This is a genomic window from Roseomonas rosulenta, from assembly GCF_016106005.1.
Classification (GTDB): Bacteria; Pseudomonadota; Alphaproteobacteria; order Acetobacterales; family Acetobacteraceae; genus Neoroseomonas; species Neoroseomonas rosulenta.
This window is the reverse complement of record NZ_JACADR010000118.1, coordinates 1-13,087: the sequence shown is the minus strand read 5'-3', so window position 1 is coordinate 13,087 and position 13,087 is coordinate 1. Positions and strand designations below refer to the sequence as shown.

Genomic DNA, 13,087 nt, shown 5'->3' with positions numbered 1-13,087 from the left:
GGCCGAGGAAGCGCATGAACGACAGGCGGTCCTTGATGAGATACTCGCAGCGCTCGTCGGACAGCCCGTGCATCGCCTGCAGCAGCAGGATCTTGAACATCAGCACGTGATCGAAGGCCGGCCGGCCGCCTTTCGTGCCGTCCGCCCGCGGCACCGCCAACTCCAAATCCGCGCGGAACATGGCGAAATCGACCAGCGCGGCGATCCGCTCGAGGTCATCGCCCTTGGCCGACAACTCCCGCAGCCGTTCCTCCACGTCGAAGAACCCCGGCTGCCGAACCATCGCCATCCCCCGCGCCAATCCGCGTCAGTGAATCAGCCGAACGGCTTCAGGGCGAGGGGTTTCTGGAGGCGTCCAGCTTCGGATATTTGAATCAGAACTAAACTGCCGGTGAGGGGCATATCCGTCGCATGAAGCCCGGACGAATCTCGCTGGAAGCGCAATCACTCGAATATACGGACCCAGATGATAGTCTAAATGAAATCATAAAATTTCAGTAATATTTAGATCCTGGATTAAAAATGTCAAATTAGAGCCTGTACGAGAAAAAATATTCCGACGGAGATCAGCTGCGCCTATCAAGTCGCGCATCACTGGACAATCAAGACGGAGTAACTTGCTTGCCCAGTCTTCGTGCCAAACTCGCGCCTCCGCGCCGCTTAACGATGCCAAACGAAATGAGAGCTGACGCAACCATGCCGGACGCTGCTGTAATATCCATCCCTTAATGGATTGCCTCATAGGAACATTTTTTGAGAAATTATATCCGTAATTCGATGGATATCCGGCCAATACAGGATCAGCAATGTTTATCATTTCCGCTTCAAAATTGCCATGGTCCTTAAATCCAGCAGGTATGGAAAGAGCAAGCTGAACAGAATTTGAATCAAATAATGGCAGATAACAGTAACCCGCCCGAGTATTTAATGATAGCTCCTTTCCAATCCAGGACCGATAGCGGAAGCGGGGATAAATCGCCTCAGCCAAATGGCGATCGATCCTCCCAGGTTTTGTGCCGAGTAGCAGGTCCATCTTTTCCGCAATGCGATCGGTATATTTGTTTATTGCGAATCCTGGAGATTTTATGCCAGCGGGCACACGATAGAATAGCTTTGAGATGTCCTTTGTTGAGGTCGCCCGGTTAGGTAAGCCAAAAAAATTTCGATAGACCTCACCCCCACCACCGTGCAGGGCGACGGCACCGTTGCGATGCCGCAAAGCCTGCGCAACCATTTCGACAGGAGGAATAAAAATACCTCCGTATATAACACCGTCTGCAAAATAGTAATTCTTCAATATTATATCGTTATACTGTCTTTCGGACACTTTTTCTTCTATTAACGATTTGTCTATGTGATTTAATTCAAGCCCCTCACGCTCTGAAATGTACTTAGCAACGACAACATCCGAAGAATTCGCCTGGCCATAGACAAAAAGTTCTGGCGAGACTCCAATCCTTCGTGCAAGCGCTAAGACAAGCCGTGTATCATAGCCCCCAGAAAGCGCGAGGCTGGCGCGTCCGTCGAAAGCGTTCAAGACTTCGTGCATGGATTGCGAAAGATTTTCTACGGCCTGTCCCGCAAGCGCCCTCCGGCTTCCAGACGCTGGCTCAGGTACCGGCCACCGTGGCGGCTCGACGAAACTGATCGTCTTACGCACCGTGACCTGCTCTCCTTCGTCAAGCCGCCGGATCCCATGCAGAATTGTTTCGGTTCCCAGCGTGTGTCCATGAAATAGGTATTCGTAGGCCTCGTGGCGCCGCAGGACACGGCGCGGCATCGACCGTGCGACGGCAAGGAAGGACGTTGAGAAGACGCCGCGCTCCGGGTCGGCGAATACCTCAATGGCCCCGCAGGGGTCGCGAAGAATTCGAACGCCTTCAGCGCCACCTTCGATGACCACGAAATGACCACGGCATTTAGCCAATTCCGTCGCCAGATCAGGAGCCTTCGCTAGCTGCTCCAACGCCTGTAGCCCCAAGCTGGCGCGGTAGACTAGTGTTCCGACGCAGGCAAGGAAGCGATGTTCGTCAATTTGAAGAAATTGATTTCGTGAGTCGAGAGATTTGGGAATATAGCAGAATACATAGTTGCTTGATTCGACTTTTATTCCTTGCGGAGAGCCCATGCCCCGAAACACGTCGAGCGCCACGCCGAGAACGCGAGCAACCGGGGCGTCATGGTCGCGATGAACAAGAATAAAACCACCCATTATGTCCCTCTGGCGATCATCAAAGGAGAAAGATTTCACAAAGGCGACACTCACGATCGCGTCCAATGGCGCGCGTAAGACCTATGTCTTTTGACGGACCTGACTGCCGGATCAGACGATCGCGGCTGGCCATTCTGCGCCAAAAGTATTGCTGACGGCGTCGATGGTTTCCAGCGTCATGTAGCGGGCGCTGGGTGGAGCTAACCCTGCCCCCCTGGGATGACCCCGGTCTGAGCCAGAAACCGTCGAAGGGAGACGGATGATAAAGCGATCGAGGTTCACGCGGGAGCAGATCATTGGGTGTTGAAGGGGCACCAGGCCGGTGCCCATGCGGCGTATGCCTGGGCTTGAACCTTGCGCCTCCGGGCCATGCCGCCTGTCCGGTCGAATTGGGGCTGCCCCATGCGCGCCCCCGGCTCTGGCCGTCCTGCACCAACACCGACGACGCGACGCTGACCGATATCGCGTCCTTCCACACCGACGAAATGACCACACCATCGAACCAAGGCATCGAACACCAGCCGATCATTCCGTCGGCGTGAACAGAACGTCGTACTGGAAGGTGAATCCGCATTGGCTCCGCCACGACGACCGGATCGGAGAGATGATGCGTGCGGAGTATCCATGGTCACTCATGATCCCGAAAAGCTCCTCGCGCGATGATCCTGCCACCTGCAGGCTCCACTCCGAGACTTCGAGGATCACCCGCGGCCGCCTGGGCGCCGTGAGCAGGCTGGACATTCCGCGCAATACCTTCACCTCCGCCCCCTCGACATCGATCTTCACAAGGCTGGGAAATGGCAGCGAGCTGCGTGCGGCGAAGGCATCCCAAGTCTCGGTTGAAACCGTGCGGACCGCTGCGCTCGATCCCCGACGCAGCAAGGAAGAGGCACCAGAATTGCCGTCGGCATCGGCGAAGAACATCGCCTGTCCACCGCCGTCGGAAAGCGCGATGTCCACGGCTGTCACGTTCGTCAGCCGATTGAGCGCGATATTGCCCTTGAGGGCGGCGTAGGTGGCGGGATTCGGCTCGAACGCAACGGCCATACCGGTCGGGCCCACGCGACGCGACGCGATCAGCGAATAGAACCCGACATTTGCTCCGACATCGACAAAGCAGTCCCCAGGCTGCAGGTGGCTGAGAATGCAGGCGCGCAGCGCGGGCTCGAAGTCGCGCGTCAGGTACAGTCCGCGTTGCACGAAATCCGAGGTATCCAGATCCATCTCGACCCCTCCCATCACGCGCAGGCGGCGCGTGACCGGGTGCGTCGCGAACTGAGCGTCGAGTGCGTTCAGGATGCGCCACTTGCCCTTCTCGAGCGGGCTGTGCCGAACGACGGCAAGCGCCAGCGGAACAAGCCAGCGGTTCACGGCCGCCGCCATCGGTCTGCGTTCATCGACCCCTCATTCCGAACGAGAGCATTTGCATCTTGGTTCTGTCCGGCAGGCTGCCACGGAGCGGCGCGCGACCTGAGAATCGTTCTCGCCACACGGCGTAGCACGCTCCAGGCATCGGCCTCGGCTCCCTCCCGCTTCCCCGTCGCACGCCACAGAACGATCACCGTTGCGCCGTAGACAAGGGCCCCGATCGGAATTGCAGTCGCGAGTATCCTCAAGGCCGTCCAACCGTCCGGCGGCGGCGCAGTCCATCCAATGCCAGAAAGTACGAGGATCGTCGCCATCACAGCCACCGCGGCAAGCGGTCGCTGGATGGCCTCCCAGACCTCGCGGCCGCCGATACCCAGGCGATGTGCGCTCATCGTGAAGGTGAGTGCAGGTTCGATCAGCATGCTCAGGGCGACCGCTGCCGCCGCTCCGGGCAGGCCCATCCAGATGGTCAGGACGAACAGAAGGCCGACCCGGAGGAACACACTGATCAGGATGATCGCGAGCAGCGCTCGCAACTCCGCCCTCGCCCGCAGCCAGCCCGAGCCGACGGTGTCGAACGGCGCGAATGCCCCTGCGAGCCCGATGATGACGACAACCGGCACGGCCTCAATCCACCGCGGCCCAAGCGACGCGACGACGGTTGGCCCAGCCAGGAGCGAGATCCCGAAGCCGGCAGGCAACGAGAGCAGGAGCATCAGCCCAAGAATGCGCAGAACCGCCTCGCGCTCCTGCTGCTGACCGGACGAGCGCCGCAGGTCGGCCAGCCCGGGCATGACTGCTCTGCTTGCCGCGATTGCGACCTCGGCGGTCGGGATCGTCGCCAACTCGCTGCCGGCGGTGAAGATGCCGACGCCGGTTGGCCCCTGCAACCTGCCGATCAGCACTGCATCCGACCGATCCCGCAGCACGATCGCAACACCGATACCCCAAGTCCAGATCGAGACTCCGATCAGATCCCGCCAGGCAGTCAGCGAGAAACGAGGACGATGCGGATGCATCGCGTAGCTCATCGCAAGGACGCCCGCACGGTAAACGATGAAGCCCGCGATGAGCGCCCAATGACTCTGAATGAAGAATGCGGCGCCGACCGTCACCACGACGCTGACGATGCGCGGCAGTGTCATCAGCCGGAACTCCAGGTGAAACTCCAGGTTTCGCCTGAAGTCCACGGCACCGATATTGGCGAAGCCGCTCGCTGCGAACGTGGCCCCCAGCGCATAGAGTATCGTCTCCAGCCGGTCGTCGCCGAAGAAGGACGCCGTCCACGGCGCGGCGAGCGCCACGACCACTCCGACAAATACGCCGCGGATCACGGTCATGGTGAAGGCGGTGTCATACAATTCGCGGCTCGGTGTCTGCGCCCTGATGATCTGGTCCTCCACGCCGATCAGCAGACATGAGTCGATCGCGAAAGCCAGGCTCGTCGCCAGCGCCACCAGCCCGAAATCCTCCGGTACCAGCAGCCGCGCCAGCACCAGCATCGAAAAAAGGCCCAGCAGCCGCGTCGCAATCCGCCAGGCGATCACCCAGCCCGCGCCGCGCGCCGTCCGTGCCAGGATACTCGGTTCGCCCATCGTTCAGTCCGCCCCGAGCGCAGGCTCGGCCGCCGCCACCGCGTGGCCGCCATGCTGCGCGAGGAAACCCTCCGTCACCAGCAGTTGCCACAGCGCCTGGCTGTGATCGAACCGCCCGCTGCCGTGTTCGTCCGCAAGTCGCGCCAGCGCACCCGCCTCGAACAGCCCGCTGTCCAGCATCGCCGGACCCAGCAGCCTCCCCTTCACCTCCGCCTCCCGCCGCCGGAACTCGGCCCCGATGCTGTCGGCAAACCCCTGCTTCGGCCGCGCCAGGATTGCCGCCGGCAGATCGCCCGCCACCGCTTCCCGCAGCACGTGCTTGCCGCGCCCCTCGCGCAGCTTCCAGGCGGCTGGCAGCATGAGGCCCCAGGCGACGAGCGCCGGATCCAGCAGAGGCGGTCGCACCTCGAGCGACACCGCCATGCTGGTCCTGTCCACCTTCGCGAGGATGTCACCCGGCAGGTAGGTGTGCAGGTCGGCATATTGCGCCTGCAGCAGCGCGTCATCCGGATCGCAGGCCTCCATCAGCGCGACGAAGCGCGCGCCGGGATCATGCCCCTCGACGGCCGCGCGCTGCGCCGGCGCATAGAGCGCCCGCCGCCGCTCCGCCGCCACGCGCGTGACCGTCGCATAGTAGCCGAGCGCGCTGTCGAGGCTGAGCTCGGTCAGCGTGTTCCTCGCACGCAGCCAGCGCGGGGCGCGGTCGAGCTTCGGATACGCACGCGCCAGCCGCGCGATCACGCCGCGGCGCAGCGGCGCCGGCAGGTGCCGGCGGATGCCCTCCACCAAACTGTGGAAGCGGTAGCGACGATAGCCGGCGAAGACCTCGTCCCCGCCATCGCCCGACAACGCCACCGTCACGTGCCGCCGAGCCAGACGGCAGACAGCGAGCGTCGGCACCGCCGAATGGTCGCCGAAGGGTTCGCCGAAGATGCCCGCGACCTGTCGCGCGGCACCGAGGTAATCGGTGCTCCCCTCCTCCGCCCTGTGCCGCGCGCCGACATGCGCGGCGACCTCGGCTGCCGCGGCACGCTCGTCGGCGGCGCCGGCAAAGCCGACGGTGAAGGTATCGAGCGGCGTGCTGCGCGCCGCGGCGGCGAGCGCCACGACCGCACCTGAATCGAGCCCGCCCGAGAGGAAGGCGCCGAGCGGAACGTCCGACATCAGCCTCGCCGCGACCGAATCCGCGAGGCGCCTGCGCAGGAGCGCCGGAGGATCCTCCGGCGCTGGGGCCGCCTCGCGCGGCAGGCTCCAGTAGCGGCGCGGCTCCGGCCTGGGGGCGCCGCGACGCAGGACCATGACATGCGCCGGCGGGAGGCGCCGGATGTCGCGGTAGATGGTGGCGGGATCCGGGACGTAGCCCAGCGCCATGAAGTCATCGAGTGCGACCGGGTCGATCCGCCGCGTGACACCCGGTACCTCAAGCAGCGCCGCGATCTCCGAGCCGAAGGCCAGGCCGCCCCCGGGCAGCCAGGCGTAGTGCAGCGGCTTCTCGCCGAGCGGATCGCGCGCCAGGGCCAGAACCTCCCGCTCGCGGTCCCACAGCGCGAAGGCGAACATCCCGACCAGGCGGCCGAGGCTGTCCTCCCCCCAGGCGCGCCAGGCCGCGAGAATGACCTCGGTGTCCGAGCGCGTGCGGAAGCCCTGGCCCGATGCCTCGAGTTCGGCACGCAGCGCGGCATGGTTGTAGATCTCGCCATTGAAGACGATGACGAACCTGCCGTCGCCGCTCTCCATGGGCTGTGCGCCACCCTCGACATCGACGATGGCAAGCCGCCGATGACCCAGCGCGATGCCCGGCTCTCGAACAAACCCCGAGCCGTCGGGCCCGCGATGGGCGATCGCCGCGGTCATCCGGCGCAGGACCGCTTCATCGGCGCCGCTGCCGCCTGCCCCGGCCAGGATGCCGGCTATCCCGCACATGCCTGGACCTCCGGCGCCGGGCGACGCAAGTACACCCGCACGCGAAATGGTGTGTGGCGAGGGTCACATCCGGGGATAACCTTCGCGAGCGGACAACCAGGGCTTGTATTCGCGGACCGTGAGCATACCTTCTGAGTAGATCGAGTCGGCTGCCCGGCACGGTCCAGAGCGAGATATCCCAGGAGGCAGGTCGGTATCGTGGTCGACCAATCGCAGGTGCTCACGGAACGTGATGCTGAAGCGCTCGCGCGGAGCCGGATGGCGTCGCGGTCGCGTATGCCCTGGCCCCTGGCAGCGCTCGTGATCATGGCCGCATCCGTCGCGGCCTGGGGCGGCACTGCCTACGTGGCATCATTGTTGGGCCTTTTCTGACGCTGCCTGTGGCGCGACCTCTCGCGCCATCCAGTCGAGCACCTGGCGGAGACCCAGGTCGATATCGCGGGCCGGCCCGAGACCCAGCCTTTCGCGCGCCATGCGCGGTGAACCCAGGGAATGCCTGATCTCGCCTTTGCGCGGCGCCTCATGCATCACGACAGGCTCGGTTCCGCTCAGCCGGGCGATGCGGCCCAGCAAGTCTAGCACCGAGCAGGCCTCGCCCGAACAGACATTATAGACCGGCGCCGCGGCCGAGGCGGCAGCAAACCCTGCCAGGAGCGCCGCGACGACGTCGCCGACATAGATGAAGTCGCGCGTCTGCAGGCCGTCGCCGTAGATCCGAACCGGCGCACCGCGCCGGACCCGGTCGCAGAAGATGGAAATCACCCCCGAATAGGGCGACCCCGGTGCCTGCCGCGGCCCGAACACGTTGAAGAAGCGCAGCCCCAGCGTCGGCACGCCATGCACGGCGCCGGCGACGCGCGCATGCAACTCGCAGCCGAGCTTGTCGGCGCCATAGGCCGAGAGCGGGCGCAGCGGTGCGCTCTCCTCGATCGGCTGCGCCGACGCGTCCCCATAGACGGCGGCCGAGGATGCATAGACCACGGGGATCGGCCGGCCCGCCTCGGCCGCCGCCCGCCGTGCCGCGTCAAAGACCGTGATCGCGCCCGTGAGGTTGGTCCGATGGGTGCCGAGCCAGTCCTGGACGCCCTTCTCGACCGATGCGATGGCGGCAAGGTGGACGCAGCCATCCACGCCCGCCATCGCCTCCCGCACGAGCCCCGGGTCGGCGACATCGCCGCGCAGCAATTCGGCGCCCTCCGGCAGCGCATCCGCCTTGCCCGTCGAAAGGTCGTCGAGCACACGCAGCGTGTCGCCGCGTGCCGCGAGCGCCTCGCAGAGATGCGAGCCGATGAAGCCGCAGCCGCCGGTCACGAGAATCCTGCGCATTACCGTACCATCACTCCGCCCGAGGCATGTTGCGCGACTGCGCCGCTCACCATCCGCGCCGGCGTACCCGCGCGGATCGCGCCGTCCGACGCCTCGCCGAGCGCGAGGCGGTGCAGCGCGAGAGGCGTCGTCGCCCGCCCGCCCATCCGCCCGAAGAAGTGCTCCAGAAAGCCCTCCATCCGCGCCAGCAGCGCCTCGCAATCCTCGCGCGTGGCCGCATAGGGCGTGCCACCCGGCATCAGGGACGGGCTGTGCAGAGACAGGGTGAAGACCTTGGCGCCGTTCCGCAGCATCGCATCGGCGAGGCGGCACATCTCGGCCAGCGAGGTGCCCTCGGGCGTGAGCATGATGCGTTCGACCAGGTGCAGGCGCGCCAGCGCGCCCGGCACATGCAGACGCGACATGGCCGCCCCGAACAGGAAGCGCCCGTGCGTCCCCCGCGCCAGTGATCCGAACGGCCCGACCACCGACTGCGTCACCGGCAGATAGAGTAGCCGCCGCGCCGGGCTGCTCCAGAAGGGCTGCTCGGGAAAGCCGTGGAAATCCGGCCCGCCGCCACTGCCCGCGAAGCTGCGATGCGGCACGACGCTGGTGTCGACGAGATAGCCGAGGTCCGCGATCGTGCCTTCGCGCCGGATGTCGATGCCGTAGCGCCCGGCCTTGTAGATGGCGGGACGCACCCCGAGCGCCGCCGCCACCGCATCGGTCAGCACCTCCAGCTTGCGGCGCTCGAGGTCGGGCGGAAGGTTGCACGGAAAGGTGTTGAAGGGGCAGACCACCTCTTCGTCGGGCGGCGTCACCCAGGGATGCAACTGGGCACCGACCAGGCATTCCCCGGCCGCGAGCCAGGGGCCGAAGATCTCCGGCGTGCGCGGCGCGGTCGCGACCGGGTAGTCGAGCAGGTAGCAGGGGACGATCCCGAAGCGGCGAAGCACGCGCTGCCCCGCCGCGAGCCATGTGAGCGCCTCCACCCGCCGGTTGCCGCGGGAGAAGGGCGCGTTCCAGTCGAACTCCTCCTCGGTGTCGAAGACGACGCAGAGCACCGGCGCGTCGAGGGCCGCGAGGTCCGCCGCGAGGAAGCACGGCGCGGATGTGCCTGCCTGCCACGCGCTCATCGGCCAAGCCTCTCCTTGAGGTGGCGCTTGATGTCGCGCACCCCGGGGGCGGTGAATGCAAAGTGACGCAGGTTGTCGAGCGGGCGGAAGCCGGACAGGGCGGCGAGAAGCAGATGCCGGCTGCTCGCGAGGAATTGCCCCGGCGCGGTGCTCAGCCCCTTGCCGATCTGGCTGTGCAGGCTGGCGCGCGCGCGCAGCCGGTCGAAGGGCGACAGCGCATCGGCATGGCGCGCGAGATGGCGCTCGACCATGGGTACGGTGCAGCGCAGGACGAGTTCCGTATGCGTCGCCATGAAGCTACCGGGAGAGATCAGGATCCGCGCCATGCTCCGCCGCACCAGGCCGACCGCACCGTTGCTGGCGAGCCTGATCCAGAGGTCGCGGTCCTCGCCCACGCGTAGCGCGGGATCGAAGGGATGCATGCCAAGGTCTGTGCGTCGCACCAGGGCACAGGGCGTAGCGACGAAGCAGTTCCACAACAGCAGCTTCCATCCCTCCGGCACGATCTCCGGCAGGTCCTCGAAGAGCGGGCTGACCACCCGCCCGCTCGCATCGACCCAATCCGCCTGGCAGCCACACAGCGTGACCTCTGGATGCGCGTCGAGCAGCGCCGACTGCAACGCGAGCTTCTCCGGCATCCAGACATCGTCGGTATCGAGGAAGGCAACATATTCGCCCCCCGCGCGCGCCACCCCAACGTTGCGCGCCAGTGCCGGCCCACCGTTGCTCTGCAGCCGCACGACCTGCCCACGCAGTCCGGCTTGCCCGAGCAGGGTGCGCGCGGCGTCCGCCGTGTCGTCGGTGCTGGCATCGTCCACCACGATGACCTCGACGTCGCGCAGCGTCTGCGCCGCCACCGAGCCGATCGCCTGGGGCAGGAGAGATGCCGCGTTGAAGGCCGGGATGACCACGCTCACGCGCGGTGGCGGCAGGCGGTCGGCGTCGGGCGGCGTCATGGCGGCCCGGTCCGCTGTGCCCGCCACGCACGATGCGCCGGGCGCGCCCCGCGCCGCGGGGGTCCGTCCTGCACCGCCTCCTCGGCTGGCGCATCGCCCCGCATGTCGAAGGGCCACCAGCCCTTGCTCGAGCCCGGACGCGGCAGGACGCTCCAGACGCAGAGCCAGGCGATGCCGATCAGCGAGGCCAGGAACAGGAGGGTGTTCACGGCTCGTACTCCGTGCCCGCGCGCTGTCTCATGTCACGGCCTCGCCGCGCCGGATGGCGGGCTGCGCCCTTGCCCGCCAGGACGGGATGGCGCCCGGCGCGTGCGTGGCGACCGCGCCGCGCGAAGCCTCCCGCAGGGCCACCGTATGCGCGGCGGGGGCGATCAGCAGCACCGTCCAGAAGACATCCCAGTAGCTGAGCGAGAGGAAGGTCCCGCCCACTGCATAGGCGACGATCGCCACCTGGCTCATGCGCGCGAGATCCCAGGCCCAGGCGAGATCCGGACGTCCTCGCGCGAGGCGCGCGAGCCGGTAGGTGTAGACCACCGCGGCGATGATCATGCCCAGCCAGATCGCGAAGGCCGGGAAGCCATGCTCGCCGAGGAACTCGAACCAGACGCTGTGGATGGCGCGTGCCGGGACATCGGGCGCGACACGATCCATAACCTCGCGCGTGTAGGGGCCGCGGAAGCCCGACCCGACCAGCGGGCGATCGAGCGCCAGCAGCCAGGCTCCCCGCCATAGCAGCAGACGGTCGGTCGCGGAGGCGTCCTCCTCGTAGGTGGCGATCGTGTTCATCCGCTCCCACCAGTTGGCCGGCATGAAGGCGAGTGTGCCGGACAGGGCGGTCGCGATGACAATGGCGCCAACGATCTTGCGCCGGCCGCGCCACCACAGCACAAGGCTGACTGCGGCAAGGGCGAGCAGCGCGCCGCGCGAATGGCTTCCCACCGCCGAGAACAGCGTCAGTCCCATTGCCACTGCCATGCCGATGCGCACCACCCGATGCGCCGAATGGATCCGCAGGTAGTTCATCAGCGGCAGAATGATGAGGAAGGCGACCGCGGCATGGTTGTTGTCCGCGATCATCGACTGGTCGGGCCCGTAGACGCGGTAGTTGCCGCCCGAAGTCAGGGTGAAGATGCCGCCCTTGACGGAGTAGAAACCGATCGAGAGCACGATAACCCAAACAAGCGCGTGGATCCGCCAGCGATCCGTCAGCAGCAGCGCCGTGACCACGAGGCCGAGCAGCGCCTTGAATACCAGGTCCCACTTCGCCCAAACTGCCTCGGCAGGCGCCAGCGCCGTGACCGACGTCACCGTGATCGCCGCCATCAGCGCGAGTGCGAGGCCGCTCACCCAGTTGAAGCGCCACTCCCGCGGCTCGCGCGCGATGACGCAGCCCAGCACCGTCACGCCGAAGATGATCGCCGCCCAGGGGACCGTCGTCGCGAAGCCCCACAATTCGCGATGCGGGTTCATGAAGGAGAACCAGCACCACAACAGCGCCCCCACGAAGGGGCGCGCCGCCGCAAGCGGCAGCAGCCCCGTCATCAGCAGCGTGAATGCAAGGTCGCGCAAGGCTCGCCCTCAATTCCCCGCCCGCATCTCGGCCATCAGCCTCTCGGCATCGCGGCGCTCGGGGAATTGCGCGCTTCCCTCGAGCACCGGTCGCAGCGTCGCCAGTGCCTCATCGCGCTGCCCCGCCGCCTTCAGCCCGTAGGCGAGGCGATACGCGATGCCCGGATTGGGCCCGGCCGGGCCGCGGCTCGCCTCGGTCGCCTGGCGCAGCAGCGCCACGCCCCGCTCGGTATTGCCGCGCCGGACCAGGATCCAGCCGAGCGTATCGGCGCTCGCGGGGTTCGGCGACAGCAGGAAGGCGCGCTCGGCCAACGCAAGTGCGCGGGGCCCGTCGGCACCGCGTGCATCGAGCAGCCACGCAAGGTTGTTGAGCGCGATCGCATCCGCGGGCCTCTGCCGCACCACCACCTCGAGCCGCCGCTCGGCCTCGGCAAGGCGGCCTGCCTGGAGGTCGAATTGCGACATCATGGAGAGCACGACGGCATCCTCCGGCTCGCGCGTCAGCCAGGCCTGCAGCGCGGCCGTCGCCTCGTCCGGGCGGCCCGCGGCGGCGAGCATGGTCGCGCGCCGCACCGCGAGCCCGGCGGAAGGTGCCAGGGCATAGCCATCCGCGAAGGCCTGCGCCGCCTCGGCAGGGCGCTGGGCGGCGGCGAGCAGCTCGCCGCGCAGCGACAGCGAGGCCGGGCGCGATTCCGGGCGGCGCGCGATCTCGTCGGCCAGCGCCAGGGCCGCATCCAGGCCGCGGGCCTCGCGAACGACCGTCACGAGCGTCGCCTGCAGCACCGGGTCGGCCGGCTGGGTCACCCTGCCCTCCCGCAGGATGGCCTCGGCCGCGGGCGCCTGGTTGCGGCGCAACAGCACGAGCGCGAGTTGGCGCCGCACGCCGACATCGCGCGGGTCCTCGGCGAGTGCGGCGCGGCTCGCCGCCTCGGCGCCGGCGAAGTCGCCCGCCACGGCGCGCGCCTCGGCCAGCATGGTCGGGATCTGCGGACCGCGTCCGCGCCCCTGCAGCGGGCCGGCCGA

Annotated in this window: 12 protein-coding genes; 1 reads left to right on the top strand and 11 read right to left on the bottom strand. The window is 66.7% G+C overall.

Annotation, left to right across the window (positions count from 1 at the left end; translation table 11 throughout):
* Together HW578_RS14790 and HW578_RS14785 are read right to left on the bottom strand one after the other, a co-directional pair.
* A partial coding sequence (locus tag HW578_RS14790; protein WP_198371318.1) for a transposase occupies positions 1-283 on the bottom strand: 283 nt, incomplete at its 3' end.
* A gap of 201 nt (positions 284-484) precedes the next feature.
* Positions 485-2,266, bottom strand: a complete 1,782-nt coding sequence (locus HW578_RS14785; protein WP_198371317.1) for an asparagine synthetase B family protein — start codon at positions 2,264-2,266, stop codon at positions 485-487.
* Positions 2,267-2,559: 293 nt separating this feature from the next.
* Here HW578_RS14785 and HW578_RS14780 point away from each other — a divergent pair, with 293 nt between their 5' ends.
* A complete protein-coding gene (locus HW578_RS14780; protein ID WP_198371316.1) occupies positions 2,560-2,754 on the top strand; it encodes a hypothetical protein in 195 nt (64 codons plus the stop codon).
* Here HW578_RS14780 and HW578_RS14775 read toward each other — a convergent pair.
* The 9 genes from HW578_RS14775 to HW578_RS14735 all read right to left on the bottom strand — a co-directional run.
* A complete protein-coding gene (locus HW578_RS14775; protein WP_198371315.1) occupies positions 2,738-3,595 on the bottom strand; it encodes an FkbM family methyltransferase in 858 nt (285 codons plus the stop codon). The genes HW578_RS14780 and HW578_RS14775 overlap by 17 nt on opposite strands.
* Complete coding sequence (locus tag HW578_RS14770; RefSeq protein ID WP_198371314.1) at positions 3,580-5,175, bottom strand: oligosaccharide flippase family protein; 1,596 nt, start codon at positions 5,173-5,175, stop codon at positions 3,580-3,582. Before HW578_RS14770 ends, HW578_RS14775 begins: the two co-directional genes overlap by 16 nt.
* A gap of 3 nt (positions 5,176-5,178) precedes the next feature.
* Entirely contained in the window at positions 5,179-7,098 is a 1,920-nt protein-coding gene (asnB, locus tag HW578_RS14765; protein ID WP_198371313.1) for an asparagine synthase (glutamine-hydrolyzing), read from the bottom strand.
* A 351-nt stretch (positions 7,099-7,449) separates the two neighbouring features.
* Entirely contained in the window at positions 7,450-8,424 is a 975-nt protein-coding gene (locus tag HW578_RS14760; RefSeq protein ID WP_198371312.1) for an NAD-dependent epimerase/dehydratase family protein, read from the bottom strand.
* Positions 8,424-9,539 carry a polysaccharide deacetylase family protein gene (locus tag HW578_RS14755; protein ID WP_198371311.1) on the bottom strand — a complete coding sequence of 372 codons (1,116 nt, stop codon included), beginning with the start codon at positions 9,537-9,539 and terminating at the stop codon, positions 8,424-8,426. The genes HW578_RS14760 and HW578_RS14755 overlap by 1 nt, the downstream gene beginning before the upstream one ends.
* Entirely contained in the window at positions 9,536-10,495 is a 960-nt protein-coding gene (locus HW578_RS14750) for a glycosyltransferase family 2 protein (protein WP_198371310.1), read from the bottom strand. Before HW578_RS14750 ends, HW578_RS14755 begins: the two co-directional genes overlap by 4 nt.
* The gene (locus HW578_RS14745) at positions 10,492-10,704 is read right to left on the bottom strand and encodes a hypothetical protein (RefSeq protein ID WP_198371309.1); all 213 of its coding nucleotides are present in this window, start codon (positions 10,702-10,704) and stop codon (positions 10,492-10,494) included. The genes HW578_RS14750 and HW578_RS14745 overlap by 4 nt, the downstream gene beginning before the upstream one ends.
* A 28-nt stretch (positions 10,705-10,732) precedes the next feature.
* Positions 10,733-12,064, bottom strand: a complete 1,332-nt coding sequence (locus HW578_RS14740) for a putative O-glycosylation ligase, exosortase A system-associated (RefSeq protein WP_198371308.1) — start codon at positions 12,062-12,064, stop codon at positions 10,733-10,735.
* 9 nt (positions 12,065-12,073) lie between these two features.
* Positions 12,074-13,087 (bottom strand): tetratricopeptide repeat protein (locus HW578_RS14735; RefSeq protein ID WP_232478976.1); only part of this gene is annotated, 1,014 nt, incomplete at its 5' end.